We start from the raw sequence: 26733 nt of genomic DNA, 5'->3' as shown, positions 1-26733 counted from the left end.
AAGGCACTTGGAACCACGACAGCTACCGGAGAAGGTACACGCCTGCACGCACTGTCACCAGGGGGAATGATCTCGCCTTCGCGGCTCGATACCGACCTTTTCGGCCCGGCGGGATCCGGAACCCGGCGTTCCGAGGCGCGCTGTCGGCGGGGCCGCGCACCGCCGACCGGGTGGGACCCCTCCCCCGCGCCCCGCCCCACCCCCTTCGACGTGTGACCGCAGTCACACAATTTCCCGTCGTCCGGTGTCGACCGGATGCGGCGCGCCGGGCGTATGCACGGTGAGAGGGACACATGGATTCGGGAGCGATTTTTTGACCGTCGAGGAGTTCGAGGAGTTCTACGCACAGGCGGCAGGACGGCTCACAGGACAGCTGTACGTGATGCTCGGTGATCATCACGAGGCACAGGACGTGGTGCAGGAGGCCTTCGTCAGGGGCTGGGGCCGCCGGCGCCAGCTGGACAAGGAAGGCCGCCCGGAGGCGTGGATCCGCACGGTGGCCTGGCGGCTCGCGGTGAGCCGCTGGCGGGTGGGCCGGCGCACGGCCGACGCCTGGCGGCGCACCGCGCCGCCCACCCGGGTCGAAGGACCCGGGCCGGAGGCGGTGGCGCTCGTGGAGGCCCTGCGCCTGCTGCCGCTGAAACAGCGCCGCACCATGGCGCTCCACTACGTGTGCGACCTGACGGTCGAACAGATCGCCGCCGAGACCTCGCTGTCCGCGAGCACGGTCAAGACCCACCTGTCCCGGGGCCGCGCCGCGCTCTCCCGTCATCTGCAGGACCCCCGCATTGAGGAGGCCCCCGATGCCTGACACCCACGACCCGTTGCGGTCCCTGTTCCACGAGGCGGCCTCCGCGGGGCGGGCCGCGACCACGCTCCCGCCGGTCTCCGCGATCGAACAGCGGGGCGACCGGGCCCGCCGTCGCCGGATCGCCGTCCTGGCCGCTGCCTGCTGCCTGCTCCTCGGCGGCACCGGCGCGACCGTGGCCGCCCTGCTGCCGGGCGAGCCCGTCCGGCCCACCCTCCCCGCCACCACCCCGTCACCCTCTCCCGCACCTCCGACCACCGCGCCGCCCGCGCCGCGCGAGACCGTCTCGCCGGGCGCCTCGGCCACGGCCACGTCCACGGCCTGGCCGACCGCGCCCCGCCGCACCACGGACCCGACGTCCACCACGACCACCGGCGCGACGATCACCGCTCCGCCGTCCTCGACGGGCGGACCGACCCCGAACACCTCGGCCACGGGCACCCAGCGCCCGCGGTAGTGCCGGTACGGAACGCCGCGACCCGGCTCGCCCCGGCGCCGGCCGGTAATCGCTAGGCGCCCCTCCGGCCCGGCGTCCCGGCCACGCCACTCCTCCCCTCACCTCCCCCTCCCTTCCGCCCCTCCCCAGACCTCGGACACCGGCCCCGGACCCCGGCCGGCGGTCCCGCACGCCCTCACGACGGCCAGGAGTTCCCTTATGCCCGTTTCCGCCCCGCACCGGCGGGCCGCGACCACCCCCGCGCCCGCCCCCGCCGACGGCTCCCCCGCCGGCGCCCGCCCGGCGCGCCCGGCCCACCCCCCGCAACCGCGCCGCGCCGGCCGGACCCGCTTCCGGCTCGGCCCCGCCGACCGCGAGGTCCTCTGGCTCTACCTGGCGACCCGGATCGGGATCTGGGCCACGGCGGGCGCCGTCGGCTGGCTCTTCCCCGCCGACGGCCAGAGCCGCAGGCCCGCCTCGCTGCTCGGGCCCTGGCAGCAGTGGGACTGGGGGCTCTACCTCCGCATAGCCCAGGACGGCTACTTCCCCGCCGGAGCCGGCCCCTGGACCACCGGCTGGGACAACCGCGAGGCGTTCCTGCCCGGCTTCCCGTTCACCCTGCGCGCCGTGCACGCGGTGGTCCCGTCCTGGGCCGCCGCCGGGGCGCTGATCTCGTTCGTCGCGGGGGCCGTCGCCGTCCTCGCCCTGGCCCGGATCGCCCGCGACCGGCTCTCCGACACCGACGCGGGGCGCCGCGCCGTGCTCTTCCTCCTGGTGTCCCCGTGCGCGGTGTTCCTCGCCGCGGGCTACACGGAGTCGCTGTTCCTGGCGCTGGCCCTGCCCGCCTGGCTGGCGGCGCAGCGCGGGAACCGGCCGGCCGCCGCGGTGCTCGCGTGCCTGGCCTGTTCCGTCCGCATCACCGGGCTGTTCCTCGTGGCCGCCCTGGCCCTGCACTTCGTCCTGACCGCGCGGGGCCGACGGGACTGGCGGGCGGCCCCGTGGCTGCTGCTGCCCGCGCTCGCCCCGGGCGCCTATTCGTGGTTCCTGCAGTCCCGGACGGGCGACTGGATGGCCTGGAAGCACGCCCAGGAGCGGGGCTGGTACCGGGACTTCCACACGCCCTGGGAGGCCTGGTCGAACACCTGGACCGCGGCCTTCCAGCACACCCAGCCCACCGGGTACGCGCTGATGTGGCAGGCCGAACTCCTCGCCATGCTGGTCGGCGTGGTCCTGCTGGCCGTGCTGCTGCGCGCCCGCCGCTGGCCCGAGGCCCTGTACATCGCCCTGACGCTCTGGGCCCTGGGCACCTCGTACTGGTACACGTCGATCCCCCGCTCCACGCTCCTGTGGTGGCCGCTGTGGATCGCCCTCGCCACCTGGAGCGCCCGCCGCCCGCGCATCGAGAGCACGTACCTGTACGTGGTGGGGCCGGTCTGCGTCACGGTCGCCATCACCTTCCTGACGGGCCGCTGGGCGGGCTGAGCACCGGGGCCGCGCGCCCCGACTGGCCCGGGCCGCCGCCCTGGCGTTCCATCGAAGGACGGGTCCGGTCCCCTGCGCGGCCGCGGCGTCCGTACGGGCGCTCCCCGGCCGGAATCCGGCCCCCGGGGCGGTGCAGGGGCTTCACGGCAGGAGGCCGTCATGATCCTCGCACCCCGTGCAGCGCTCCCGGCCGGGACACCGGCGCCATGACCACGCGCCCGGGTCGCGCCCGGACGGTCCTGCTGTGCACCGCCGCGCTGCTCACCACCGCCCTGCCGGGCGGGCCCGCGTGGGCGGCGGCCGGGCCGCGGGCGGCCGCCGCGGCCTGTACGGCGACCCCCTCGCCGGCGGCCGGCGACGCCCGCCGGATCCTGGACATCGCCAAGGACGCGCAGCGGGAACTCGATCTGAACGGCGTCCTGGTCAAGGTCACCCGGGACGGGCGCGAGGTGGTGACCGTCGCGCTCGGCGAGTCGATGGCGGGCGTCCCGGTCACGGCCGGCATGCACTTCCGTGCCGGTTCGGTGGCCATCGTCTACATGGGCATGGCCATGCTCCAGCTCGTCGACGAGGGCAAGGCCTCCCTCGACGACCCGGTCTCGCGCTGGCTTCCGGACGCCCCGCACGCGGACGAGATCACCCTGCGGATGCTCGGCAGTTCCACCTCGGGACTGCGCGACTACGTGCCGGATCCGAAGTTCCTGAAGGCGCTCTACGCGGACCCGTTCCGCCAGTGGACGCCCGCGGAGCTCGTGGGCATCTCCGCCTCCCACCCGCTCCTGTACGAGCCGGGTACCAGCTGGAGCTACTCCCACGCCAACTTCGTCCTGCTCGGGCAGGCCCTGGAGAAGATCTCCGGCATGCCGCTGGCCCGGCTGATCGAGGAGCGGATCACGGGCCCGTCGGGGCTGGCGAACACCCGCAACAGCTTCACGCCGGAGAGCGAGGAGCCGGTCCTGCACTCCTACGACTCCGAACGCGGGGTCTACGAGGACTCGACCTACTGGAACCCCTCCTGGACCACGGCCCCCGGCGCGGTGCTGAACACCCACATCTGCGACCTGGCCCGGTCCGCCGAGGTGGTCGGCACGGGGGAGCTGCTCTCGCCGCAGGGGTTCAGGACCCAGCTGGACCCGGGCACGGTCGGCCTCGGCGGTGACACGCCCGGCTGCCCGCCCCGGGACTGCTTCCGTCAGCTCCCGGCCCGCCACTTCGGGTACGGGGTGATCGTGCAGAACGGCTGGATCCAGTCGAACCCGTCCTTCGCCGGATACGCGGCGATCCAGGCCTACCTGCCGTCGCAGCGGCTCGCCATCGCCGTCTCCACCACCGTGGGGCCCGAGGCCCCGGGGAACAACACGGCCCAGACCATCGCCGGGCGCATCGCCGACCTCCTCGCACCCGGGAACTCCCTCAGCCAGGCGCCACCGCCCGCCCCCACCGCGTCGGAGTCGTCCGGCTCGCCCACGGCGCCGTAGGCCGCCCGCCGGGGACGCCGACCACGGCGAACGGGCCCACGGCCGGGCCCCGGGCGCGCATACTCTCACCATGGCCGACACCACCACAGTCGAGGTCGACACCGACGTGCACGACCGGCTCTCCGTGCTCGCCGCCGCCCGCGGGCTGAGCCTGCGCGCCTACCTCGCCGAACTCGCCACCGCCCAGGAGAACGAGGCCGCGCTCGTCCACGCCGCACGCGCTTTCGAGGGCGCGCTCGCGCGCCCCGGCTTCCGTGAGGGTTTCGCCCGCGACTTCGGCCCCCGCACCCCGCCCGGATGACCCGGTCGCCGCGGCGCGTCCGCCTGGCCGCCGACATGCCGGTGGGGTGAAACCTCCCTAGGCTCGGGGAAGGGACTCCCGAGCCCTGGAGGACGGCTGTCATGACCGAGGCGAGCGAGGCGCGGCTGGCCGACCGCGCCCTGAAGGCGAAGCACCGCGCGATGTGGGCGCTGGGCGACTATCCGTCCGTGGCCTCCCACGTCATCCCCGAGCTGGGGCCCCTCCTCGTGCAGGAGTGCGGCGTCCGGACGGGCGACCGGGTGCTGGACATCGCGGCGGGCTCGGGCAACGCCGCCATTCCCGCCGCCCTGGCCGGGGCGGACGTGGTCGCGTCCGACCTGACCCCCGATCTGCTGGAGGTCGGCCGGCACCTGGCGTCCGTACGCGGTGCCCGGCTGGAGTGGCGGGAGGCGGACGCCGAGGACCTGCCCTTCGCCGACGGGGAGTTCGACGTCGTGATGTCCGTCGTCGGGATCATGTTCGCGCCCCACCACCGCACCGCCGCCGCCGAGATGCTGCGCGTGTGCCGGGCCGGCGGGACCGTCGGGCTGGTCAACTGGACGCCCGAGGGGTTCGTGGGACGGCTGTTCGCCACGATGAAGCCCTTCGCTCCCCCGCCGCCGCCCGGGGCGCAGCCCCCGCCGCTGTGGGGGGACGAGGAGCATGTGCACGAGCTGCTGGGCGACGCGGTCACCGACGTCGTCACCAGCCGCCGCACCGTCCGGGTGGACCGCTTCGTGAACCCCCCGGACTTCCGCGAGTTCTTCAAGGCCTGCTACGGCCCGACGATCGCCGTCTACCGGGCGGTGGGCGACGATCCGCAGCGGGTGGCCGAGCTGGACGCCGCGCTCGACGCCCTGGCCGCGGAGCACACCGCGGACGGGGTCATGGAGTGGGAGTACCTGCTGCTCACGGCCCACCGCAGGGGCTGAGGTCCGCACTCCGCGTCCGGCCCTCAGTCGAGGACCGGATGCACCTCCGGGTGGGCGTCCCACCACTGCCGGTGGAAGGGGTTGGCGTCCACGTTGGCGACGTAGGCGCGGGCGGCCGCCCGGTAGAGCTGTTCCGCCTCCGCCGACGACAGCGCCGACCGGTTCCAGGCCAGGCGGATACGGCCGGTGACGGGGGTGCCGACCAGCGGCAGCAGCACGGTACCCGCGGCGGTGGGGGCGGTCGGCTGGCTGAGCGAGACGGCCCGGCCCGCCGCGATCAGGTCGTAGTGCATCTTGCGGTCGGTGATCCGGTAGCGCAGTGACGGGCTGAACCCCGCCTTCGCGCAGGCCGCGGTGAGCGCCTCCGGTCCCCCGTCGTCCTCCTCCACCGGCGCCATCCAGGTCTCGCCCGCGAGGTCGGCCAGGTCGACCCGGTCCAGCGCGGCGAGCGGGTGGCGCGCCGAGAGCCGTACGCAGAACGGCTCCTTCGGGATGAGCGTCCGGGCCGAGGTCCCCTCCGGCAGCGGGACTTCGTGGTCGTTGACCTCCCCGTAGACGATGGCGTTGTAGCGCCCCGCGCCCAGCATGCGGGCCAGCGCGGTCACCGAGTCCTCCAGGTCCACGGCGATCTCCCGGCCTGACATCGCCAGGTCGGTCTCGGCCAGCAGGCCGTCGAGCAGGACCAGCAGGATGCAGCCGAGCCGCAGCGGGCCGTCCTTGGAGAAGGCCCGCGCCTCGGCCCCCAGGGCGTCCATCTCGCTCAGCACCCGGCGGGCCCGGTCCAGGACGAACTGGCCCAGGGCGGTGGGTACGACGCCGTCCTGGCCCCGGACGAACAGGTCGCCGCCGGTGACCCGTTCGATGCGCCGCAGCTGGGCGGAGAGTGCGGGCTGGGAGACTCCCAGCCGCCGTGCGGCGCCCCCCAGACTGCCCGCCTCCGCGATCCGGAGGACGGCTTGCAAATGCCTCAACTCCAGCTGCATCCGGGCAGCGTATGCAGTCGGCCGCCGCCGCACCATAACGCGGGCCTTATGCCTGCCGAGATGTCCCATTCACGTCATGTCCACGCTCATACTCGGCCGCGAACGCATCCCCGACACCCCCCACGATCGGAGTGGACGTTGCAGCCCACCAGATGGACGGCGGCCGTGGCAGCGATGGCGCTGACCGCGAGCCTCGCCGGAACCCTGGCCGGGACGGCATCGGCGGCGCCAACGGCGCGGTCGGCCCCGTCCCCGCAGGACACCCCCGCCGCACGCGCGGTCGCGGCCGCCGACCAGGCCGTCGACAGCGGTCTCGACTCCCTGGTCAACTCCTCCCAGGAACAGTACGAGCGACGCCTCGTCACCCCCTGGGTCAAGGACCTCTACTCGGTGTCGTACGAGCGCAGCTACCGCGGACTGCCGGTCGTCGGCGGCGACGCGGTCGTGCTCGCCGACGGCTCCGGAAAGGTCCGCGCGCTCCAGTCCGCCTCCGCCGTGCGCATCGACGTCGCCACGCGCCCGTCCGTCACGGCGAAGGCGGCCGAGACCACCTCGCGGACGCAACTGGCGGCCGTCGACAAGGTCGAGAGCAGCCGGCTCGTGGTCCGTCTCCGGCAGGACAAGCCGGTGCTGGCCTGGGAGACCGTGCTGAGCGGCCGTACGAAGAACGCGCCCAGCAAGCTGCACGTCTTCGTCGACGCGCGCACCGGCGCCGTCGTCGACAGCTACGACGACGTGGTGGCGGGCACCGGCAACAGCAAGTGGAACGGGCCCGGCCCGGTCTCGATCGACACCACCGCCTCGGGCTCCACGTTCACCCTGCGGGACCCCAGCCGCACCGGTCTGAGCTGCGCGGACTACAGCACCGGCACGGTGTTCTCGAAGTCCTCCGACTCCTGGGGCACCGGCAACCCCACGAGCAAGGAGACCGGCTGCGTCGACCTGATGTTCGCGGCGCAGAAGCAGTGGGACATGCTCGGCCAGTGGCTGGGGCGCAACGGCGTCAGCGGCAACGGGCGCAGCTTCCCCGCGAAGGTCGGGCTGAACGACCTCAACGCCTACTGGGACGGGAGCTCCGTCACCATCGGCCGCAACAGCGCCAACGAGTGGATCGCCGGCGTGGACGTGGTGGCGCACGAGTACGGGCACGCCATCGACTCCAACACCCCCGGCGGCACCAGCGGTCAGGAGGCCGGGCTCGGCGAGGCCACCGGTGACATCTTCGGCGCGCTGACCGAGGCGTACATCAACCAGCCGGCCCCCTACGACACCCCCGACTACACCGTGGGCGAGGTCATCAACCTCCAGGGCCGCGGGCCGATCCGCAACATGTACAACCCGCCGGCCGTCAACAACGACCCGGCCTGTTACAGCTCGGCGATACCCGGCACGGAGGTGCACGCGGCCGCGGGCCCCCTGAACCACTGGTTCTACCTGCTGGCGGAGGGCACCAACCCGGGCGGCGGCAAACCGAGCAGCAGCACCTGCAACCAGACCAGCCTGACCGGTGTGGGCATCCAGACCGCCGGCAAGATCTTCTACGGCGGCATGCTGCTCAAGACCAGCGGCATGAGCTACAAGAAGTACCGCACGGCGACGCTCAGCGCGGCCAAGTCCCTGGACGCGACCTGCGACCTCTTCACCCGGACCAAGGCGGCGTGGGACGGCATCAGCGTGCCCGCCCAGTCCGCCGACCCGACGTGCACGCCGAGCGGTCAGAACAACGACTTCTCGATGTCGCTCAACCCGTCCTCCGGGAGCGTCCAGCAGGGCGCCTCGGTCACGACCACCGTCGGGACCACCGTCACGACCGGCACCGCGCAGTCGGTGACGCTGACGGCGAGCGGCCTGCCGGCCGGGGTCACCGCCTCCTTCAACCCGGCGACCGTGCAGTCCGGGCAGTCCTCGGTGCTGACCCTGACGGCCGGCGCGAACACGGCGCCCGGCACCTCCACGGTGGTCGTCAAGGGCCAGGGAACGGCCCTGTCGCACACGGTGGACTACACCCTGAACGTCGGCGGGACGCAGCCCGGCAACGACCCGCCGGACATCGACGTCGCCAACGTGCAGGCGCACCTGGCGCAGTTCGGCACCATCGCCTCCCAGAACGGCGGCCACCGCCGCGCGGGCAGCGCCGGCTACACCCAGTCGCTGGCGTACGTGAAGGGCAAGCTGCAGGCGGCCGGCTACACGGTCACCGAGCAGAACTGCTCCTCCTGCACCTACCCGTCGAACAACCTGATCGCCGACTGGCCGGGCGGCCCCACCGACCAGACCGTCATGTTCGGCGCCCACCTGGACGGCGTCTCGGCCGGGCCCGGCATCAACGACAACGGCTCGGGCTCCGCGACCCTGCTGGAGAACGCGCTCGTCCTCGCGCAGAAGAACCCGACGATGACCAAGCACGTCCGCTTCGCCTGGTGGACCGACGAGGAACAGGGGCTCAACGGCTCCCGCTTCTACGTCAACAGCCTCAGCAGCGCGCAGCGTTCGGCCATCAAGGGCTACTACAACTTCGACATGGTCGGCTCCGTCAACGGCGGCTATTTCATCAACAACGTCAACTCCGCCACCGCCGCCCCACTGAAGGCGTACTGGACCTCGCTCAACCTCGCCCCGGAGGAGAACACCGAGGGCCAGGGCCGCAGCGACGACTACTCCTTCCAGCAGGGCGGGATCCCGACCTCCGGTTACGCGGCCGGCGCCAGCGCCCGCAAGACCTCGGCGCAGGCCGCCAAGTGGGGCGGCACCGCCAACGCGGCCTACGACCCCTGCTACCACAGCTCCTGCGACACCACCAACAACATCAACGCCACGGTGCTGAACCGCAGCGCCGACGGCGTGGCCTACGCCGTCTGGAAGCAGGCCGTCGGTGGCGAGACGCCCGCGCAGGACTTCTCCATCGGCGTCAGCCCCTCCGCGGGCAGCGCGGCCCCCGGTGGTTCGGTCTCGGCGACGGTGAACACCGCCACCGTCAGCGGCGCCGCACAGAACGTGGCCCTGACCGTGTCCGGCGCGCCGGGGGGCGCGACCGCCACGCTCAGCCCCACGTCCGTGCAGTCCGGCAGCTCCTCAACGCTGTCCGTCCAGGTGGGCGCGAGCACCGCGCCCGGCACCTACACCCTGACGGTCACCGGCTCGGGCACCGTCAGTCACACCACCACCTACACGCTGACGGTGACGGGTGGCGGCGGCTCCTGCACCCCGCGCCAGCTCGTGGTCAACGGCGGCTTCGAGAACGGCTCCAGCCCGTGGAACGCCACCTCGGGCGTCATCACCAACCAGGCGGGCCAGGCCCCGCACGGCGGCAGCTACAAGGCCTGGCTGAACGGGTACGGATCCACCCACTCCGACAGCGCCGCGCAGGCCGTGGCCATCCCCACGGGCTGCGCGTCCTACCGGCTCGCGTTCTTCCTCCACATCGACACGGACGAGAACGAGAACGTGGTCTACGACCGGTTCACCGTCACGGTGGCCGGCCAGACGCTGGCGTCCTTCTCCAACCTGGACGCCGCCTCCGGCTACGTCGAGAAGTCCTACGACCTCTCGGCCTTCGCGGGCCAGACCGTCACCCTGAGGTTCAACGGCGTGGAGGACCAGTCCCTGCAGACCTCCTTCGTCGTGGACGACGTCACAGTCCGGGTGAGCTGAGGCCCCCGGCGCCCCGGTGAACGCACGCGTCCGGCCCGGCTCCCGCGTACGGGGGCCGGGCCGGACGCCCGCGCGGGCACCGTCCCGCGGGCGGGGCGGCTACGTCGTACGGCCGCCCGGGCCGCGCTCGGGAGCGACCATCGCCCGCAGCCCGTAGTCGAGCTCCGCGCCGTCGACGAGCAGGGCCTCGACGGTGCGGGTCTCGGGGTCGATGTCGGCCTCGATGCCCTGCCCGCGGTAGCGGGGGTAGCCGGAGGCCCCGGTCTCACCGGTCGCCTCGACCACGGCCGCCCGCAGCGCGCGGTCCGCCGGGGAGGCTCCGCGGAGGTTCTCGATGTGCTCGGGGACCAGCAGGATCTCGAAGCGCTGCGGCTCAGTGGTCATGCTCCGACGCTACCGGATCGCCCGCTTCCGGACCCGCCGCACACGACGCGGCGCCCCGCCGGTACCGCCGGGCGGGAACGGCACGGAGCCCCCTGCCCGGGTGGGCGGGGGGCTTCGCAGGGGTCCGGTACCCGCGGCGTGGATCCGCGGATCCTGGGGGCACGAGCCGGGGCCGCGGGCACTCGCGCAGGCGTCGCGGGTCCCGGCTCGTACGAGGGGCCTGGGTCAGCTGCCGGCGGAGAGGTTGCCGGAGAGGACCGGGATGTTGTCCAGGATGTGGGAGAGCGGCTCGTCGCCCTTGGCCTGGGTGGAGTTCTCGGTGCACTGCTGGTTCTGCGGGTTGGACAGGACGTTGATGTCCTGGACGCCGACGTTGACCAGGGCGAGGATCGACTGGGCGTTGACCTTCGCCGGCAGGCCGATGCAGGGCTTGTTCAGCGTGCCCTGGACGAGGCCGAGCTGCGGGCTCTGGTCGCCGTGGGTCTTCTGGTTGCCGTAGGCCTGCACGGCACCGTTGCCGTTGACGGTGCTGACGCCATTGTCGTTGCCGATGGCCATGGCCGGAGCAGCCACGGCGGCACCCGCGCCGACGATGGAGGCGGTGGCGGCGGCGGTGGCCATAATCTTCTTCAGCATCAGTGGTCCTTTGGTGACACAAGTGCATGGGGGTGAGCGCCTTGATCAACGCCCGGGGCCGCCGGTGGTTCTCCCGCTTCACCCGATCGGCCGCACCCGGCGGTCATCCGCTGCGCACGGCGAGGTTCAGCTCCACGACGTAGTGCTCCTCCACCCAGCCGTCCGGGAACCGCTGCAGGAGCAGAGCCCGTTCGTCGGCCAGGAAGGCATCCGTGCCCGGCTCGCCGATCAGGAAGAGGGAATGGGTGGAGAGCTTGGCGAGGTGGGTGGCGACCGGCACCCGCCGCGACCACCACAGGCGGTGGTCGGTGAAGCGCAGCCCCTCCTGGGAGCGGGCACGCTCGTTGATGTACCAGCCGGGGCCGAACCGCTTCTCGATGCGGGCCTGTTGCTCGGCGATCCATTCGACGCCGACGTCCGGGTCGTTCTGCCAGACGGCCAGCGCCCCGCCGGGCCGCAGGACCCGCAGGGCCTCGGGGACCGCGCGGTCCGGGTCGGTCCAGTGCCACGACTGCGCGTAGGTCAGCAGGTCCAGGCAGCCGGAGGCCAGCGGCAGCCGGTTTCCGTCCGCGCGGACGAGCGGGGTGGCGGGGTTGCGCCGCCGGAACTCGGCGGCCATGCCCTCGCCCGGCTCCACGGCGAGGACCCGGGCCCCGCGGCGTTCCAGGAGTGCGGTGGCGATCCCCGTACCGGCTCCCACGTCGGCGACCCGGGCACCCGCCAGGGGGAAGCCGGTCAGCCTGACCAGCAGGTCGAAGAGTTCGGGTGGATAGGAGGGGCGGTGGGCGGCGTAGCGGGCGGCGGCGGAACCGAAGGAACGAGCACGGGATTCGTTCGTCATGGCGCCCATCATGCCGACGGGCCCGGCACCCGGGCAGGGGGCCGCCCGTGTGGTGGGACGGGGCCGGGGCCCCGGGACCCGTACGATCGCCCGCGGGACTCGGAGAGGCGGATCGTCGATGGTGGCCGCGCGCTACGTCACGGAACTGGTCGGGGCGTTCGAACGGTACGGCGACCGGCCCGCGTTGGGGACGGGGCCGGTGGTCCTGACGTTCCGGGAGGTACTCGACGGCGCCGTGCGGGTGGCCGGTGAGCTCTCCGCGGCGGGGGTCGGGCGCGGCTCGGGGCTGGCCTGCGTGGCGGGCGGCAACCGGTACGAGGTGCTGCTCGTGCGGATCGCCGCGCACCTGCTGGGGGCGCGGCTGACGCAGGTGGTGTCCGGACCGGCCCTGTACGGCCTGGACTTCGTCCTGCGGGACTGCCGGCCGGACCTGGTGGTGCACGACGTTCCGGTGCCCGGGACCGGGACGCCGCTGCTCGGCCTGGAGGAGCTGCTGTTGCGGGCGGAGCGGCGGGCCGCGGGGCCGGTGGACGTACGGGCCCGCGAGGAGGACGTGGCCCGGGTGACGTACACGAGCGGGACGACGGGCCGGCCCAAGGGGGTGGCCTCCACCTTCGGGGCGATGGCGGCGCGGGTCGCGGGCCGGCCGGCGGACGCGCCGGGGACGGTCCACCTGTCGGTCACCTCGCTCGCGCAGCGGTCCGGCGGGCGCTGCCTGGAGCAGCTGCGGGCCGGGGGCCGGGTGGAGGTCCTGGAACCCTTCGCGCCAAGGGAGTTCGCGGCCGCCTGCCGGCGCCTGGGGCCGGTGTCCACCTACCTGACCACCTCGATGGTCTACCGGCTGCTGGACGATCCCGCGACCGCGCGCGGGATCCCCGGCCTGGTAGCGGTCTCGTACGGGGACTCGCCCGTCCATCCCCGGCGGCTGGCCGAGGCGGTGACCCGCTGGGGAGGCGCCTGGCAGCAGGGGTACGGCACCAACGAGGCCTCGGTGATCTGCCGTCTCACGCCGGGCGACCACCAGGCCGCGGTGGCCGGACGGCCGCAGCTGCTCGGTTCGGTCGGCCGCCCGGTGCCGGGGGTACGCGTCGAGGTCCGCGACCGGCGGGGCCGTTCGGTGCCCGCCGGTCGCACGGGTGAGGTGTGGACGCGGTCCGCGGCGATGACGATCGGCTACTGGGAACGGCCGGAACTCACCCGGGAGGTGCTGCGGGACGGCTGGCTGCGCACGGGGGACCTCGGGCACTTCGACGGCGACGGCTACCTGTACCTCGACGACCGGGCCGAGGACGTGGTGATGGTCGACGGGGACAACGTCTACTGCCTGCCGGTGGAGGCGGCGCTCACCCGCCATCCGGGCGTGGCACGGGCCGTCGTGGTGGGACGGCCCAGCGACGTCACCGGTGAGGAGGTGTGCGCCTTCCTGGTCGCGCCGCCGGGGTGCGCCCCGGGCACCGAGGTGGCCGGGGCGGCCTGCGACCTGGTGGAGCGGGAGCTGGCGCCGGCGCACCGGCCGACCGCGGTGTTCTGGCTGCCGGCGATCCCGCTGACGGCCCGTGGCAAGCCGGACCGGCGCCGGCTGCGCGAACGGGCCGCCGCGGCGCGGGCGGAGTCCTAGGCGGCGCCGTCCGACGGGTCGATCTGCAGCTCGCCCATCGCGCTCCAGCCGTGGGCGCCCTCGATGGTCGTGCTGACGATCTCGGGCGTGCGCGTCACGAGGGGACGCATGGTCTCGAGCGCGGCGCGGAAGTGGTCGGAGGTGACGTGCGCCTCGGCGGCGCCGTCCTGGAACGCCTCGACCAGGACGTAGGTGTCGGGGTCCTCCAGGCTCCGCGACCACTCGAACCAGAGGTTCCCGGGCTCGGCGCGGGTGGCCTCGGTGAACGGCGCCACCAGGGCGGGCCAGGATTCGACGTATTCGGGCTTGACGGGGAATTTGACCACGATGAAGATCATCTGCGCATTCTACGCACGGGTCCGTGGTGCCGCGGACGCGGTCCGGGGGCGGCGCGGACCCGTGCGCGCCGCCCCCGGGTGGTCACTTCGTCTGGTACACGCCGAACACGTCGATCACCAGGTCGGCGTCCTGGTGGCCCTGGTTCCAGAAGGTGATGACGCCGTGCGAGCCGTCGCTCGCCTGCACCAGGTTCGGGACGGTATCACCGGTCGTCCAGTTCAGGGTGGACGATCCGGGGCGGGTCTCGGCGGGGGCCGCGGGACCGCCGTCGGCGGGCAGCGGGGAGCTGCCCGGCGCCACCGAGAGGTAGCCCGTCCCGCCGGTCTCGGTGACGGTGGCGTTCAGCACGTAGGCCTCGACGCCGTCCGCCGACTCGGGCGTGAAGCCCTGCGAGACGTACTCGCGGGCCCGGAAGCGGCCGCCGGGCCAGCCGTACGCCTCCTCGCGGGTGTCGAGCGTACGGAGCGGCGAGAAGGGCAGGAAGGCGGCCTTGCTGTCCTTGCTGTAGTAGCCGACGACGTCGACCACGACGTGGGCGGGGGACCAGGAGCCGTTGAAGACCTTGATCGTCCCGTCCGGGGCCACCGGCACGATCACCGCGTTGGCGACCGTCTGGCCGGGCACGAAGTTCAGGTTCGACGCCGTCGGGACGGCGCCTGCGCCGGAGTAGGCGGTGAGGTGGCCCGGCCCCTCCGGTTCGGTGACCGTGACGTTCAGGGCGACCGCGGAGATGCCCGGGGGCACGCCCTGGAGGCCGCCGATCCGGGTGGTGAACGCGCTGCGGGCGGCGAGCCGGCCCAGCGGGGCGCCGACGCCCTCGCGGGTGTCGACGAAGCGGGCGGGCGTCATCGAGGTGTAGCCGTCCGCCGAGGCCCTGGTGAAGTAGCCGGTCACGTCGGCGATCAGGTCGACCGGCTGGTGGCCGCCGTTGTGGAGCTCCACGTACCCGTCCTCGCCGACCGGCACGATGACCAGGTTCGGGACGGAACGGCCCGCCGTGTAGTTCAGGTTCGAGGTGCCGGGGCGGTCGTAGCCGGCGCCGGGCCAGGCGGTCACGTACCCGCTGTCGACGGTCTCGGTGACCGTGACGTTGAGGGCGACCGCGGTGACGCCGGCCGGGACGGCGGCGTTGCCCGCCACCTTCACCCGGGCCGAGCCCTGCCCGGCGACCTTGCCGACGGGCGCCCCGGTGCCGTAGCGGGTGTCGAGGAGACGGGTCGGGGTGTGGGGGGTGAAGTCAGCGCCCGGGGTGAGGAAGGCACCCCCGTTGACGGCCTGGACGGCGTTGGCGGCGTCGGTCACGGTGACCTTCACCTGGTACTCGCCCGACTTGTCGTACGTGTGCGAACGGTGCAGTTCGGCGGTGCCCTGGGCGGTGAGCGCCTCGGTCTTCCCGTCGCCCCAGTCGATGACCACGTCGAGCGCGAAGTCGGCGCTGGTGATCAGGGCGGTGAGCTCGATCCCGTGCGCGGTGTAGCTGGTGCCGCTGACGTCCACCGCGAGGGCGGCGTTGGCCCCCGCCTCGGCGGCCACCGCGCCCTGGGTGCCCTGCGCGGCCTGTGCCCCCGGCGCGGCCTGCGCCGTCTGCGGTGCCGCGGCGCGGGCGGCCTTGGCGTTCCCGCCGGCGGCGGGCAGGGTGGTGCGGATCGTGCGGTCGGCGGGGCTGTGGAAGCCCTCGGAGGTGGCGGCCTGTTTCACGGCCTCGGCCACCCCGGCCGCCACGGGTACGGGTACGGGATCCGCCGCCTGCGCGGCTCCCGGGATGATGCCGAGACCGGCCGCCACGAAGGCAGCGGTCATTACGAGTCGGTGGTTGCGCACCGGCCCCCCAGTTGTGGTGATGAGCGAAGAGCGGCCAACGTACGGAAGGTTCCGACGGGCGGTCACGGGGTACCGGTGGGATTCACTCCATAGGGGCCGAGGCTTTACCGGCTGTACGGTTTACGATCGACAAGTGGCCTTCCCGGCACGGCAGCAGCGCCCGGTGCGGGGCGCCGAACCACCCGCGGACCGCATGCGGAGGTGGTTCACTACGCCGTATGGAGCCCGAACAGACCGCCCCGGCCGGGACCGGGCCGGCCCCCGGTGCGGTGCCGCCGTTCGACGCCGAGCTGCGGGCGGCGCTGAGCCGCGTGGAGACCGGGCCGCGGACGCCGATCACCCCCGGGAACCTCGCGGAGGTCCAGGAGCGGGATGCCGCCGCCCGGCCGCGGCCGACGCTCGCGGAGCTCGGCGACGGCGGCCTGTTCGACGTGGCGGAGCTGCGCGCGCCCGGGGCGCCGGACGGGCCGGAGGTCACCCTCCTCTGTGCGCGCCCCGCGGGGGCGGCCGGGCCGCTGCCGGTCCTCTACTACCTGCACGGCGGCGGGCTGGTCATGGGCAACGCGGCGTCCGTGATGCCGCAGCTGCTGCGCGAGTGGGCTCTCCCGCTCGGCTTGGCGGTGGTCTCGGTCGCCTACCGGCTGGCGCCGCGGACCCGGTACCCCGGCGCCGTCGAGGACTGCTACGCCGGACTGGTGTGGCTGGTGGACCACGCCGCCGAACTGGACCTCGACGCAGGGCGCGTCGTCATCGGCGGGAGGAGCGCGGGCGGCGGACTCGCGGCGGCCCTCGCCCTGCTCCTGCGGGACCGGGGCGGTCCCGTGCCGATCGGCCAGCTGCTCCTGTGCCCGATGCTCGACGACCGCGGCCGCACCTTCTCCAGCCGTCAGATGGCCGGCACCGACACCTGGGACAGGACGTCCAACGCCACCGCGTGGCAGGCGTTCCTCGGCGACCGGTACGGCTCGCCGGACCTGCCGCCGTACGCCTCCCCCGCCCGCGCCACCGACCTGTCCGGGCTCCCGCCGGCCTACATCGACGTCGGATCGGCCGAGACCTTCCGCGACGAGGACGTGGCGTACGCCGACGCGATCTGGCGGGCCGGGGGCCGGGCCGAACTGCACGTGTGGCCGGGCGCGTTCCACGGCTTCGACTCCCTCGCCCCGCAGGCCCGCATCACCCGCGACGCCCAGGAGGCCCGCACCCGCTGGCTCCGCCGCATCCTCGACACCCCCACCGAGCCCGGAGCTCCCGCGCCGCCGCGTACAGGCTGAGAGGTCGCTGATCCCGGGTCGCGGTGCACCCGAACGGGGGAACCCCCTTGACGGGCAGCGGTGGCGGGGCGGTCGCGGGAGGGATTCCGTCGCGTCCGGCAGGGCCGGCCGTGCTACGCCGCCGGGACCACCGACGCCCGCATGGCCGCGGCCCATTCCTCCAGCAGGATCGCGTGGCGCAGACGTTCGGCGTCGGAGAGGCGGCCCGCGGCCCGCGCGAAGAGACAGCGGATGTCGGCGTTGATCTCGGCGAGGGTGCGTTCGGGCGTCGGCTGGTCGTCACGGGTCTTGCTCACGTGATCAAGAGTAGGGGGCCGCACCGACAGTCGTGGACCGTGTCCGGCATGCGGACGGTGCTCACCCCTTCCCCTCCGCGAGCCGGGCGGCCCGGGTACGGAGGTAGTGGCGTTCGGGGGCGCTCAGCGCGAGACCGGCGGCCTTCGCGAACGCCGCGCGGGCGGCCTCCCGGTCGCCCGCCCGCTCCAGCAGGTGGGCCCGTACGGCTTCCAGGCGGTGACTGCCGGCGAGCCGGCCCTCCGCGTCGAGGGCGTCGAGCAGTTCGAGGGCCGGGCGGGGGCCGTGCACCATGGCCACCGCGACCGCGTGGCCCAGGCGCTCGACGGGCCCCGGCACCATCCGTACGAGCAGCTCGTACAGGGCGAGGATCTCCGCCCAGTCGGTGTCCGCGTCGCTCGCCGCCTCGTCGTGCACGGCGGCGACGGCGGCACGCAGTTGATAGGGGCCGAGCTGGGTGCGGGTGAGGGCGGAGCTGACGAGCGCCACCCCTTCGGTGATCGCGGCACGGTCCCAGCGGGTGCGGTCCTGCTCCGCCAGCGGGACCGGGGTGCCGTCCGGCGCCGAACGGGCGGCGCGCCGGGCGTCGGTGAGCAGCATCAGGGCGAGCAGTCCCGCCACCTCGCCGTCCTCGGGCAGCAGTTCGTGGACGGCGCGGGTCAGCCGGATCGCCTCGGCGGCGAGGTCGGGCCGCTGCAGGTCGCGGCCCGAGGTGGCGGTGTAGCCCTCGTTGAAGATCAGGTAGAGGACGTGCAGCACGTCGGACAGCGCCTCGGGGCCGGACCCGCCCTCGTCCCCCGTCGGAGGCTGCGCGCCGAAGGGCGTCGGCGAGTCCTTGAGACGGCGTTTCGCACGGCTGATGCGCTGCGCCATCGTCGCCTCGGGCACCAGCAGCGCGCGGGCGATCTCGGCGGTGGTGAGCCCGCCGACCGCCCTCAGGGTGAGGGCGATGCGGCCCGCCGCGGGCAGTTCGGCGCGGCAGCAGAGGAAGAGCACGGCGAGGGTGTCGTCGGCGGCGGGAGCCCGGCCCTCGCCCGGCGGCGGGGCGACGAACGCGTCGCGCGGGGTCAGTGCGGCGGCCGTCTCCTCGCGCCGCCTGCGCGCCTCCTCGCTGCGCAGCCGGTCCGTCAGCCGCCGGGAGGCGACGCGGATCAGCCAGCCGCGCGGGTTGCCCGGCCGGCCCTCGCCCGGCCACTGGCGTGCGGCGGCGAGCAGGGCTTCCTGGACGGCGTCCTCGGCCTCGTCGAAGTGCCCGTAGCGGCGCACGAGCGCCCCGATGACCTGCGGCGTCAGGCGGCGCAGCAGGTCCTCGACGGGCTCGTCCGCGGGGGCGGGCTCCGGCCCGTCCGCGGCGGACGGGCGGTCGGCGGCGGTCGGCCCGTCCGCGGCAGGCGGCCCGTCCGGAGCAGGCGGTCCGTCCGCGGCGAACCACCCGTCCGCGGGCTCCGGCACGGTCAGCAGATCTCCGACTCCGGGCCACCGCCGACCGGCTGGACGACCACCGGGTAGTTCGCGGCGCCCTCCGGCACCGGGCAGGCGTAGGCGCGGGCGGCGATCTCGGCGGCCCGGGCGAAGTCCGCGACGTCGACGATCCAGTACCCCGCGAGGACCTCCTTGGCCTCGCCGTACGGCCCGTCGGACACCACGGGTGTGCCGTCGGCCGCGGCGGTGACGAGCCGCGCCTGACGCGGTGCGGCGAGTCCCTGGCCGTCGACCCACTCCCCCGACTCGGCGAGGTCGTCGTTGAGGGCTCCCATGTAGTCGAACATCGCCTTGAGGTCGGCCTGCGACCACGCGGGGCCGCCGCTGCCTCCCGCCGTGCCGCCCATCGCGTCGTAGTCGGCCTGCCGTCCGAGGACCATCAGCATGTACTTCATGGGGGATGCCACCCTTCCGGTCTGCTCGGCCCCCGGTCCGGGAGCCTCTCGCACGGGACGTCGGAGCCGTCCCTCCCATTTCGACACGTCGGCGGCACGAATGCGACGGCGGGCGCGCCGAGGGGCCGCGAAGGCGCCCCGGCCGGGTGGCGCAGGGGGGCCCGTACGCTGGCCCCCATGAAGATCATCGACCTGGAGCCCGGTGACCCCCGGCTCACCACCGACCTGCTGCCCGTCCTGCGGGAGCTGCGGCCCCACCTGACCGAGGAGCTGTTCCTCGCGGTCCTCGCCGAGGGGCGGGACCAGGGCCTGCGCTTCACCGCGGCCTACGACGAGGCCGGGACCTGCGTGGGTGCGGCCGGCTGGCGGACCGTCGCCACCACGTCCATGATCCGCAAGCTGTACGTCGACGACCTGGTCACGGCTTCGGCGTCCCGTTCGGGCGGTGTGGGCCGTGCGCTCCTGGCCCACCTGGAGGAGCACGCGGTGGCCGCGGACTGCACCGCGCTGACCCTGGACTCCGGTACGCAGCGGACCGACGCGCACCGCTTCTACTTCCGGGAACGGATGGCGGTGACCGCCTTCAGCTTCGAGAAGCCGCTGCGCTGACCTCCGCGCGCGGGGTCTCCCCGACGGCGGAGGCGGCCGTGCGCCAGGCCGCGACGACGGCCTCCCGGGCCCGGTCCGTCGCCTCCGCCACCCGGTCGGGGAGGTGCAGCGGCGCACCGATGTGGACGTGCACGCACGGCCTGCGCAGCGGTGCGGTGAAGACGCCGGCGAGCTGCTTCGTACGGCTGCCCGAGCACAGTCGGCGGACACCGGCCTGGCCGACGGGCACGATGGGCGCTCCGGTGGCGGCGGCGAGCCGCGCGGGCCCGCTGCGGAAGGGGCCCGGCTCCGACTCCCCCGCGTCCCGGCGCGCCGGAAGTCCGCCCTCGCCGTAGACCAGCACGCTCCGGCCGGAGGCGAGGGCCACGGCCGCGGCGTCCAGGGAGGCGGCGGCGCGAGCGGTGCCGCGGTGCACCGCGATGTGCCCCTCGCGGCGGAGCGCCCGCCCGAGCAGCGGTACCCGCCACAGGCCGGCGGCGGCCAGGATGACGGGCTCGATCCCCTGGCGGCGCAGCGCCGCGACCACGACGGCGGGATCGGCGAGCGAGGTGTGGTTGGCCACCAGGATGGAACCGGTGACGGGCCGGGCGCCGGGGTCGGCGGAGACGGTGAGCCGCCCGAAGGCGGGTACCAGGGCGGCGGCGAGACGGCTGAGCATGAGCGGGCCCCGTTCGGTGGTGCGGTGGTCTGTCGCTCCATGGTCGGCGGCGGCGGGGGCCGGGTCATGAGTAGCCGTACTCAACCGAATATGACCGAACGGTCACAAGATCGAGCGCAGGGAACGGGTCGCGCGCGGTGTACATCTAGGTGTGCGGCGGAGCCCTGTGGGCTCCGCCGCACGGTATCTGCACAGTGTGAACGGCAAGGCGGGGCTGGGATGAAGGCGATAACGGTGGCGGGCGGTTCCTCGGACGACAACGCGCGCGAGGAAACCACCGCTGCGGGGGCGGACCCTGACAACGCGTCCGCGGACGCGGCGGACCCCCGCCGCACCGCGTCCGAACCCGAGGCGGCCGATGCCGAGGCCGACGCCACCCGCGTCCTGAAGCTGCCCGAGCCGGACGCCGCGAGCGCGCCCGAACGGCCCGCACGGGAGGCGGAGGCAGAGGCCGACGCGGCCGAGGGCGAGACCGGCGAGGCGGACACGGACCCCGCCGCGGCCGACGACACGGCCGACGCGGACGGCGGCGCCGATTCCGGAGCCACGGCCCCGCCCGCAGCGGGGAGCGATGCCCCCGCCGCATCGGACGAGGCCCCGGACACGGACACGGAGACGGCGCCCGAATCCGCGCCCGAGGACGGCGACGGCGACGCCGACACCGAGGAGGACGAGGAGCCGGCCGACAGCACGCCGTCGAAGGACGCGGCCACCCCCGAGGAGGGGACCGGCTCCGCGAAGGAAGCCGGATCCGCGGCCACCGAGCGGACCCAACTCCTGCGCATCCCCCGCACCCCCACCGACACGGACCACCCCGAGAAGGCCGACGAGGCCGAACAGGACGGAGGCGCCACCGAGAGCACCGGAACCGGCACCGGGACCGGGACCGCGAAGGAGGCCGCATCCGCCGCCGCCGAGCGGACCCAGCTGCTGCGCATCCCCCGTACCTCCACCGACACGGCCCGACCCGAGAAGACGGACGAGGCCCAGGAGGGCGGACGCACCACCGCGGGCACCGGCACCGGGGAGAAGAAGCCGCGGACGGACGGAAAGGACTCGGACGGGAAGGGCTCGGACGGGGCGCAGGACGGCGGTGAGGGAGAGGGCGAGGGCGACCGTACGCGTGTCCTCACCCGCCCGACCGGCCGGGGCCCGGCGGGTCCCGCGGCGCCGCCCGGCGCGGGCTCCGGCGACACCGACGCGCGGGTCCCCTCGTGGGCGCGCGAGCGGGACGGCGGCGCCAAGGCCGCCGAGCCGAAGGCAGGCACGCAGGCCGGCACGCAGGCCGACCCGAAGTCCCGGCCGAGCGAAAAGGGCGGCGAGAGCGACTCCGAGCGGACGAGCCGGTTCGTCGCGCTCAAGCCGCTCGACGCCCCGCCGTCCGCCGCGCCTCGCCCCCGGCCCACCGGGGCGCCGGACGCCCGGCGGCCGGAGGTCCGGCAGCCCGCCGCGCCGGCCCCCGCGCCCCTGCCCCCGTTGGACCTGCTGGCCGAGCTCACCAACACCGCTCCCCCGCCGGAGACCCCCCGCCGCACCGCGGTACGGCGGGTCAAGGTGTGGACCCCGATCCTGCTGGTCCTCGTCGGCGGGGCGGTCGGCGCCCAGATGCTGCGCCCGCTCCCGACGCCGCGGCTCGTCGCCGCCGAGGCCTCCCAGTCCGTCGACGGCCAGTTCTCCGTGCCCTGGCCCGCCAAGGGGCAGGGGGCCGTCCGCATCCCCGGGTCGGGTGACGTCGGGACCTTCGGCGAGCAGAAGCCCGTTCCGACGGCGAGCGTCGCCAAGGTGATGACGGCCTATGTGATCCTCAAGGGCCATCCGCTGCGCAAGAACGAGGCCGGTCCCGAGATCACGGTCGACGCGCGGACCGTGTCGGAGGGCAATTCCGAGCACGAGTCCCGCATCCAGGGGCTGAACGCCGGCACGAAGTTCAGCCAGCAGGACATGCTGAAGATGCTCATGATCCCGTCGGGCAACAACGTCGCCCGTCTGCTGGCGCGTTGGGACACGGGCACCGACTCCGAGGCCGCGTTCGTGGAGAAGATGAACGCCGCCGCCCGGGACCTCGGGATGACGAACACCACGTACACGGACCCCAGCGGCCTGGACGCGAAGACCGTCAGCACGGCGGCCGACCAGCTGAAGCTGGCCGAGGCGGTGATGAAGGACGAGGCGTTCCGCGCGATCGTCGCCCTGCCCCAGGCGCCGATCAAGGGACTGCCCCAGCCTCTCGTGAACAACAACACCCTGCTCAGCGTGCAGAACCTGAGTGTCCGCGGCATCAAGACGGGCTCCAGCACACCGGCCGGCGGGGCCCTGATGTGGGCTGCGTACAAGTCGGTCGGCGACGAGACCCCGCTGATCATCGGCACGCTGATGGACCAGCGGGTGGACGGACCGGACCCGGACGGGGGCAACAGCCTCGCCCTGGTGCTGGCCAACAGCAGGAAGATCATCGAAGGGGTGCGGGGTGCCCTGGCGTCCGCCCCGCTCGTCCGCAAGGGCGACGTCGTCGGTCACGTGGACGACGGGCTCGGTGGCCGCACCCCGCTCGTGGCGACGAAGGACCTGAACGTGATCGGCGTTCCGGGCCAGCCGTTCCGGCTCACCCTGAAGGGCGGCGCCTCCCCGCTGCCGCACACGGCGAAGGACGGCACGGAGGTCGGCACGCTGACGGCCGGTGAGGGGGACGGCGCCAAGAGCGTCCCCGTGGCCGTCAAGGGGGCGCTGGCGGAACCGTCGTTCGGGACGCGGCTGACCCGCGTCGGCTGAGGCGCCGGCGCCGACGCGCGTTCCGGGCCGCGGCGGCCGTACCTCCCTCCGGGGCGGGTGCGGCCGCCGCGGCCCGTACGGGTCACAGGCCGTCGGTGAAGAGCAGCCGGTCGGGGGTGCCCGCGGGGACTCCGGTGAGGACTCCCTGCGTCGAGCTTCCGCGGAACCGTCCGGCGAGGTCCTCGGGGGTCGCCGCCGGATCCTGCGCCAGGTGCAGCGCGGCGACCCCGGTGACGTGCGGGGCGGCCATCGAGGTGCCGCTCAGGGAGACGCTGCCGCCGCCGAGGCGCGCCGAGTCGATCTGCTCGCCGGGTGCGTGGAGCGTGAGGCAGGCGCCCTGGTTGGAGAAGCCGCTCACCTCGTCGCGTGCGTTGCTCGCCCCGACCGCGACCACGCCTTCGGCCGAGGCCGGTGAGGTCTCGCAGGCGTCCGCCGCGGAGTTGCCGGCGGCCACGACCGGCAGGATGCCCGCCTCGACCACGGAGGTCGCGGCCCGGTTGACGGCCTCGGACCGCTCACCGCCGAGCGAGACGTTCACGACGGCCGGACGGACGGCGTTGCGAGCCACCCAGTCCAGTCCGGCGACGACCCCCGAGTAGGTGCCCCTGCCCTCGCAGTCGAGCACCCGGACGCTGACCAGGCCCGCCGCGGGGGCGATGCCGTGCGTACGGCCGCCGACCGTGCCCGCCACGTGCGTGCCGTGGCCCTGGCAGTCCAGGCCGTTCCGGCCGTCCCCGACGGCGTCGAAGCCGGGGACGGCACGGCCCTCGAACTCCGCGTGCCCGTAGTCGAGACCCGTGTCGAGGATGTAGGCGGTCACCGCGGCGCCGTCACCGCGGGTCGTGAACTCCCCGTCGAGCGGCAGTGTCCGCTGGTCGATGCGGTCCAGGCCCCAGGTGGGTGCGGTGGCCCTGCCGCCGGTGGGAGCGGGTCCGGCGGTGACGGGTGCGGGCGGGGCGAACACCTCGGTGTCGGCCTCGACGGACTTCACCCCGGGGCTGGTGCGGACGCGGTCCAGTTCGGCCGGGGTCAGCGCGACCGCGAAGCCGTTCACGGCCGCCCCGTAGACGAAAGTGGGCCGCAGGTCGAGGCGCTCCGCCAGGCCGGTGGCGTCGACGTCCTCGTCGAGCACGACGATGTACTCGCCGGGTACGGCGTGGCGCGAGAGGTGGAGCGGGGCCGGATGCGGAACCGGCTCCGGTGCGTCGGCCACCGCCGAGCCGGCGAGAGCGGGGGCCATCGCGAGCAGGGCCGCTGTGGTCAGACGGGCGAGCAGGCTCATGGAGGACTCCGGGGAAGGGGCGGTCGTCGGGAGACGGCCGCCCCTCCGCCGGTGCTCGGGGGCGGCCTTCCACTCCTTCGGACGGGCCCGGCCGGGCCTTGAGGTCCGGGGCTCGGTTGGCCCAGTGCCCGGAGGGCCCGCCGGGTGGGCGGGCCCGCGGGCGTGCCGTCCGCTCAGGCGCGGGGCGGCACCCGGGTGGGCCGGCCGGCGCCGCGGGTCAGGCCGTACCCGTTAATGCCCGCGAGGGCGCCGAGCACCCCGCCGGCCGCGGTCCAGATCCACCGGTCGGACCACCAGCCGCCGGACCAGCCGTCCTCCGGCTCGCTCAGGGCTCCGGTCACGGTGGCCGGGACGATGGGGGCGGACAGGGCGCCGTCCACGGCGTGCGCCCCGCCGGACTCGTGCACGTCGGCCTCCACGGCCACGCGGACGGGCAGGCCGAGATCCTCCTCCGGGGCGTTCACGACCGTCAGCCGGACGTAGTAGCTGCCCGGCAGGGGGTCGTTGGCCCACGCCTCGGCGCCGGAACGGACCGTGCGCAGGGTGCAGGAGAGTTCCACCGAGGCGGCTTCCTTGGCGGCTGCCCGCGTCTGCGTGCCGTACGTGCAGGCCTGTCGGCGGCGCAGGCCGTCGTACACGTCGATCTGCCAGGTGGAGGCGCCGTGGCGGGCCGCCGCTTCCGGGAGGGTGACGGCGGCCTTGACCGTGACGCGCTGTTGCGCGTCGACCGGGAGGACCCAGTAGAGGTAGTCGCCGCTGGAGGCGCCGGCTGTGGCCTTCTGGCCGGGCCGGAAGGGGGTGGCGGTGCGGAAGCTCGTGCCCGCCTCCGTCGGGGCGGCCGTGGCGCCGGCCCCGCCGGTGGTGGCGCTGGCGCTCGGCGAGGGGGTGTCCGCGGAGGCCGTGCCCGCGGCCGTGCCGGCCACCGCGAGGGCGGCGCCCGCCGCGAGCAGGCCCGCGGTCAGTCTGCGTACGGTACGCATCAGTTGGTCCTCCAGACGGAGATGCGCCAGCGCGAGATCCAGCCCCACACCAGGCCGGCCAGCAGGCCGGCGAGCACCAGCACGCCGAGCGTCCACCAGCCGCGGCCGAGGCCGAAGGAGGCGACGTCCGAGGAACCGCCGGGACCGTCGACCACGTCGATGGTCAGCTCGACGGGCATGCCCGGGGCGGTCTTGACGGACGCGGGGGCGGAGAAGGAGTTGGAGACCTGGAGGCAGACGGTCTCCGCCGCGGGCTTCGCGTCCGAGTCGGCGTCGTCGGTGTCGGCCTTGGGGTAGCGCAGGCCGGTGGAGAGGACGTCGGTGCGGCCGTCACCGGCCTCGGAGCCGCGTACGATCTCCCGGCCGTGGACGGTCGTGGCGCGCAGCATGACGCCGTAGTCGTTGTTGACGGCGCGGTCCGCGCCGATGCTGACGGAGGCGCGCAGTTCCTGTCCGGGCAGGACGTCCACCCGGTACCAGCGGTGCTCGCCGAAGGTCTCGCGGTCGCTGTAGAGGCCGGGGCGCAGCTGCGGGGCGCCCGCGCACTGCTTGGCGCCCTCGGTCGCCACCGGGTTGACGACCGGGTCGGCCGCCCGGTCGACGAGTTGGCGGACCCTGCCGGAGAGTTCGTCCTTGTGCTGGACGGAGGTGTACGTACCGCCGGTCGCCTCGGCGATGCAGGTCAGCTGGGCGCGGGTCTTGGCGTCGGGGACCAGGCCGAGGGTGTCGATGACGAGGTGGATGCCCTTGGCGGCGATGTCGCGGGCCACTTCGCACGGGTCGAGCGGGGCGCAGGTGTCCTCGCCGTCCGTGATGAGGACGATCCGCTTGGTGGCGTTGCCGCCCTCGAGGTCCTGGGCGGCGCCGAGCAGCGCGGGCCCGATGGGGGTCCAGCCGGTCGGTGCGAGGGTCGCGACGGCGGTCTTGGCCTCGGTCCGGTCGAGGGGGCCCACCTTGTAGAGCTGCTTGGTGTCCTTGCAGCCGAGCGTGCGGTCGTCGCCGGCGTAGTCGGCGCCCAGGGTGCGTATGCCGAGCTGGACTTCGGCGGGTACGGCGTCGATGACCTCGTTGAAAGCCTGCTTCGCGGCGGCCATGCGGGACCCGCCGTCGATGTCGTTGGCCCGCATGGAGCCGCTGACGTCCAGGACGAGGTCGACCTTGGGGGGTTCCTTCGCCGCCGGTCCGTCGGCGGCCGTGGCGTTCGCCGGGAAGAGCCCGACGGCCAGAGCAGCGAACAGGCCGCAGGCCCTCACCGCGAGCCGTTTTCTTGTGATCATCGC

The 26733-nt window shown here is 74.3% G+C and carries 24 protein-coding genes; 11 read left to right on the top strand and 13 right to left on the bottom strand.

All coding sequences use genetic code 11. The annotated features are described in order from the left end of the window. Positions 1–313 precede the first annotated feature (313 nt). The 6 genes from ACPU2J_RS34205 (at position 314) to ACPU2J_RS34180 (ending at position 5437) form a co-directional block, all read left to right on the top strand. The gene (locus tag ACPU2J_RS34205; protein ID WP_389077242.1) at positions 314–811 is read left to right on the top strand and encodes a SigE family RNA polymerase sigma factor; all 498 of its coding nucleotides are present in this window, start codon (positions 314–316) and stop codon (positions 809–811) included. Then, positions 804–1265 carry a hypothetical protein gene (locus tag ACPU2J_RS34200; protein ID WP_420078176.1) on the top strand — a complete coding sequence of 154 codons (462 nt, stop codon included), beginning with the start codon at positions 804–806 and terminating at the stop codon, positions 1263–1265. The genes ACPU2J_RS34205 and ACPU2J_RS34200 overlap by 8 nt, the downstream gene beginning before the upstream one ends. A gap of 198 nt (positions 1266–1463) precedes the next feature. Further along, entirely contained in the window at positions 1464–2726 is a 1263-nt protein-coding gene (locus ACPU2J_RS34195; RefSeq protein WP_423834805.1) for a mannosyltransferase family protein, read from the top strand. A 206-nt stretch (positions 2727–2932) separates the two neighbouring features. Then, positions 2933–4204, top strand: coding sequence for a serine hydrolase domain-containing protein (locus ACPU2J_RS34190; protein ID WP_423834804.1), 1272 nt, complete (start codon positions 2933–2935; stop codon positions 4202–4204). Between the two features lie 70 nt (positions 4205–4274). Then, positions 4275–4505 (top strand): antitoxin MazE7, encoded by a 231-nt coding sequence (locus ACPU2J_RS34185; RefSeq protein ID WP_361602600.1) that lies wholly within the window; start codon positions 4275–4277, stop codon positions 4503–4505. Positions 4506–4606: 101 nt separating this feature from the next. Beyond that, on the top strand, positions 4607–5437 hold the full coding sequence (locus ACPU2J_RS34180) for a class I SAM-dependent methyltransferase (RefSeq protein WP_420078179.1): 831 nt from the start codon (positions 4607–4609) through the stop codon (positions 5435–5437). 23 nt (positions 5438–5460) lie between these two features. Here the strand turns inward: ACPU2J_RS34180 and ACPU2J_RS34175 are convergent, their stop codons facing one another. Then, positions 5461–6420, bottom strand: coding sequence for a LysR family transcriptional regulator (locus ACPU2J_RS34175; protein ID WP_423834803.1), 960 nt, complete (start codon positions 6418–6420; stop codon positions 5461–5463). 174 nt (positions 6421–6594) lie between these two features. Here ACPU2J_RS34175 and ACPU2J_RS34170 point away from each other — a divergent pair, with 174 nt between their 5' ends. Continuing rightward, the gene (locus ACPU2J_RS34170; protein WP_423835039.1) at positions 6595–10071 is read left to right on the top strand and encodes a M28 family peptidase; all 3477 of its coding nucleotides are present in this window, start codon (positions 6595–6597) and stop codon (positions 10069–10071) included. Between the two features lie 99 nt (positions 10072–10170). Here ACPU2J_RS34170 and ACPU2J_RS34165 read toward each other — a convergent pair whose 3' ends face one another. The 3 genes from ACPU2J_RS34165 to ACPU2J_RS34155 all read right to left on the bottom strand — a co-directional run bounded on the left by ACPU2J_RS34165 (position 10171) and on the right by ACPU2J_RS34155 (position 11941). Beyond that, positions 10171–10455 carry a hypothetical protein gene (locus tag ACPU2J_RS34165; protein WP_365490435.1) on the bottom strand — a complete coding sequence of 95 codons (285 nt, stop codon included), beginning with the start codon at positions 10453–10455 and terminating at the stop codon, positions 10171–10173. Between the two features lie 225 nt (positions 10456–10680). Next, positions 10681–11091, bottom strand: coding sequence for a rodlin (locus tag ACPU2J_RS34160; RefSeq protein WP_360867415.1), 411 nt, complete (start codon positions 11089–11091; stop codon positions 10681–10683). A gap of 103 nt (positions 11092–11194) precedes the next feature. After that, positions 11195–11941: a class I SAM-dependent methyltransferase gene (locus ACPU2J_RS34155; protein WP_420078181.1), complete on the bottom strand. Its 747-nt coding sequence runs from the start codon at positions 11939–11941 to the stop codon at positions 11195–11197. A gap of 109 nt (positions 11942–12050) precedes the next feature. Between ACPU2J_RS34155 and ACPU2J_RS34150 the strand changes: the two genes are divergently transcribed. Then, complete coding sequence (locus tag ACPU2J_RS34150) at positions 12051–13550, top strand: class I adenylate-forming enzyme family protein (RefSeq protein ID WP_423834802.1); 1500 nt, start codon at positions 12051–12053, stop codon at positions 13548–13550. Here the strand turns inward: ACPU2J_RS34150 and ACPU2J_RS34145 are convergent. Next, entirely contained in the window at positions 13547–13888 is a 342-nt protein-coding gene (locus tag ACPU2J_RS34145; RefSeq protein WP_423834801.1) for a putative quinol monooxygenase, read from the bottom strand. The genes ACPU2J_RS34150 and ACPU2J_RS34145 overlap by 4 nt on opposite strands. Before the next feature lie 82 nt (positions 13889–13970). Further along, a complete protein-coding gene (locus tag ACPU2J_RS34140) occupies positions 13971–15689 on the bottom strand; it encodes a PKD domain-containing protein (RefSeq protein WP_423834800.1) in 1719 nt (572 codons plus the stop codon). Positions 15690–15928: 239 nt separating this feature from the next. On the opposite strand from ACPU2J_RS34140, the gene ACPU2J_RS34135 reads away from it, so the two are divergent. Then, on the top strand, positions 15929–16984 hold the full coding sequence (locus ACPU2J_RS34135; protein ID WP_423834799.1) for an alpha/beta hydrolase: 1056 nt from the start codon (positions 15929–15931) through the stop codon (positions 16982–16984). Positions 16985–17097: 113 nt separating this feature from the next. Here ACPU2J_RS34135 and ACPU2J_RS34130 read toward each other — a convergent pair whose 3' ends face one another. The 3 genes from ACPU2J_RS34130 to ACPU2J_RS34120 all read right to left on the bottom strand — a co-directional run bounded on the left by ACPU2J_RS34130 (position 17098) and on the right by ACPU2J_RS34120 (position 19155). After that, positions 17098–17280 (bottom strand): hypothetical protein, encoded by a 183-nt coding sequence (locus tag ACPU2J_RS34130; protein ID WP_361602567.1) that lies wholly within the window; start codon positions 17278–17280, stop codon positions 17098–17100. Positions 17281–17341: 61 nt separating this feature from the next. Beyond that, a complete protein-coding gene (locus ACPU2J_RS34125; protein ID WP_423835038.1) occupies positions 17342–18583 on the bottom strand; it encodes an RNA polymerase sigma factor in 1242 nt (413 codons plus the stop codon). A gap of 149 nt (positions 18584–18732) precedes the next feature. Next, positions 18733–19155 (bottom strand): YciI family protein, encoded by a 423-nt coding sequence (locus ACPU2J_RS34120; RefSeq protein WP_420078186.1) that lies wholly within the window; start codon positions 19153–19155, stop codon positions 18733–18735. A gap of 177 nt (positions 19156–19332) precedes the next feature. Between ACPU2J_RS34120 and ACPU2J_RS34115 the strand changes: the two genes are divergently transcribed. Next, a complete protein-coding gene (locus tag ACPU2J_RS34115; protein WP_361602561.1) occupies positions 19333–19764 on the top strand; it encodes a GNAT family N-acetyltransferase in 432 nt (143 codons plus the stop codon). Here ACPU2J_RS34115 and ACPU2J_RS34110 read toward each other — a convergent pair. After that, positions 19739–20422: a lysophospholipid acyltransferase family protein gene (locus tag ACPU2J_RS34110; protein ID WP_423834798.1), complete on the bottom strand. Its 684-nt coding sequence runs from the start codon at positions 20420–20422 to the stop codon at positions 19739–19741. The genes ACPU2J_RS34115 and ACPU2J_RS34110 overlap by 26 nt on opposite strands. Before the next feature lie 219 nt (positions 20423–20641). Here ACPU2J_RS34110 and ACPU2J_RS34105 point away from each other — a divergent pair, with 219 nt between their 5' ends. Beyond that, positions 20642–23191 carry a serine hydrolase gene (locus tag ACPU2J_RS34105; RefSeq protein ID WP_423834797.1) on the top strand — a complete coding sequence of 850 codons (2550 nt, stop codon included), beginning with the start codon at positions 20642–20644 and terminating at the stop codon, positions 23189–23191. An 82-nt stretch (positions 23192–23273) separates the two neighbouring features. Here ACPU2J_RS34105 and ACPU2J_RS34100 read toward each other — a convergent pair whose 3' ends face one another. The 3 genes from ACPU2J_RS34100 to ACPU2J_RS34090 all read right to left on the bottom strand — a co-directional run bounded on the left by ACPU2J_RS34100 (position 23274) and on the right by ACPU2J_RS34090 (position 26730). Next, entirely contained in the window at positions 23274–24473 is a 1200-nt protein-coding gene (locus ACPU2J_RS34100) for a S8 family peptidase (RefSeq protein ID WP_420078189.1), read from the bottom strand. A 173-nt stretch (positions 24474–24646) separates the two neighbouring features. Continuing rightward, complete coding sequence (locus ACPU2J_RS34095) at positions 24647–25453, bottom strand: hypothetical protein (RefSeq protein WP_423834796.1); 807 nt, start codon at positions 25451–25453, stop codon at positions 24647–24649. Continuing rightward, a complete protein-coding gene (locus ACPU2J_RS34090; protein WP_361602546.1) occupies positions 25453–26730 on the bottom strand; it encodes a VWA domain-containing protein in 1278 nt (425 codons plus the stop codon). The genes ACPU2J_RS34095 and ACPU2J_RS34090 overlap by 1 nt, the downstream gene beginning before the upstream one ends. Positions 26731–26733: the final 3 nt, after the last annotated feature.

This window comes from Streptomyces manipurensis (genome assembly GCF_049570255.1).
Taxonomy (GTDB): Bacteria; Actinomycetota; Actinomycetes; order Streptomycetales; family Streptomycetaceae; genus Streptomyces; species Streptomyces manipurensis.
Note: the sequence above shows the minus strand (reverse complement) of the source record. Positions and strands in the feature narration are given on the sequence as shown.

Coding starts and splice junctions, on each gene's coding strand:
- ACPU2J_RS34200 (WP_420078176.1), top strand. CDS start 804: ATGCCTGACACCCACGACCCGTTGCGGTCCCTGTTCCACGAGGCGGCC.
- ACPU2J_RS34195 (WP_423834805.1), top strand. CDS start 1,464: ATGCCCGTTTCCGCCCCGCACCGGCGGGCCGCGACCACCCCCGCGCCC.
- ACPU2J_RS34190 (WP_423834804.1), top strand. CDS start 2,933: ATGACCACGCGCCCGGGTCGCGCCCGGACGGTCCTGCTGTGCACCGCC.
- ACPU2J_RS34185 (WP_361602600.1), top strand. CDS start 4,275: ATGGCCGACACCACCACAGTCGAGGTCGACACCGACGTGCACGACCGG.
- ACPU2J_RS34180 (WP_420078179.1), top strand. CDS start 4,607: ATGACCGAGGCGAGCGAGGCGCGGCTGGCCGACCGCGCCCTGAAGGCG.
- ACPU2J_RS34175 (WP_423834803.1), bottom strand. CDS start 6,420: ATGCAGCTGGAGTTGAGGCATTTGCAAGCCGTCCTCCGGATCGCGGAG.
- ACPU2J_RS34170 (WP_423835039.1), top strand. CDS start 6,595: ATGGCGCTGACCGCGAGCCTCGCCGGAACCCTGGCCGGGACGGCATCG.
- ACPU2J_RS34165 (WP_365490435.1), bottom strand. CDS start 10,455: ATGACCACTGAGCCGCAGCGCTTCGAGATCCTGCTGGTCCCCGAGCAC.
- ACPU2J_RS34160 (WP_360867415.1), bottom strand. CDS start 11,091: ATGCTGAAGAAGATTATGGCCACCGCCGCCGCCACCGCCTCCATCGTC.
- ACPU2J_RS34155 (WP_420078181.1), bottom strand. CDS start 11,941: ATGGGCGCCATGACGAACGAATCCCGTGCTCGTTCCTTCGGTTCCGCC.
- ACPU2J_RS34150 (WP_423834802.1), top strand. CDS start 12,051: ATGGTGGCCGCGCGCTACGTCACGGAACTGGTCGGGGCGTTCGAACGG.
- ACPU2J_RS34145 (WP_423834801.1), bottom strand. CDS start 13,888: ATGATCTTCATCGTGGTCAAATTCCCCGTCAAGCCCGAATACGTCGAA.
- ACPU2J_RS34140 (WP_423834800.1), bottom strand. CDS start 15,689: ATGACCGCTGCCTTCGTGGCGGCCGGTCTCGGCATCATCCCGGGAGCC.
- ACPU2J_RS34135 (WP_423834799.1), top strand. CDS start 15,929: ATGGAGCCCGAACAGACCGCCCCGGCCGGGACCGGGCCGGCCCCCGGT.
- ACPU2J_RS34120 (WP_420078186.1), bottom strand. CDS start 19,155: ATGAAGTACATGCTGATGGTCCTCGGACGGCAGGCCGACTACGACGCG.
- ACPU2J_RS34115 (WP_361602561.1), top strand. CDS start 19,333: ATGAAGATCATCGACCTGGAGCCCGGTGACCCCCGGCTCACCACCGAC.
- ACPU2J_RS34110 (WP_423834798.1), bottom strand. CDS start 20,422: ATGCTCAGCCGTCTCGCCGCCGCCCTGGTACCCGCCTTCGGGCGGCTC.
- ACPU2J_RS34105 (WP_423834797.1), top strand. CDS start 20,642: ATGAAGGCGATAACGGTGGCGGGCGGTTCCTCGGACGACAACGCGCGC.
- ACPU2J_RS34100 (WP_420078189.1), bottom strand. CDS start 24,473: ATGAGCCTGCTCGCCCGTCTGACCACAGCGGCCCTGCTCGCGATGGCC.
- ACPU2J_RS34095 (WP_423834796.1), bottom strand. CDS start 25,453: ATGCGTACCGTACGCAGACTGACCGCGGGCCTGCTCGCGGCGGGCGCC.
- ACPU2J_RS34090 (WP_361602546.1), bottom strand. CDS start 26,730: ATGATCACAAGAAAACGGCTCGCGGTGAGGGCCTGCGGCCTGTTCGCT.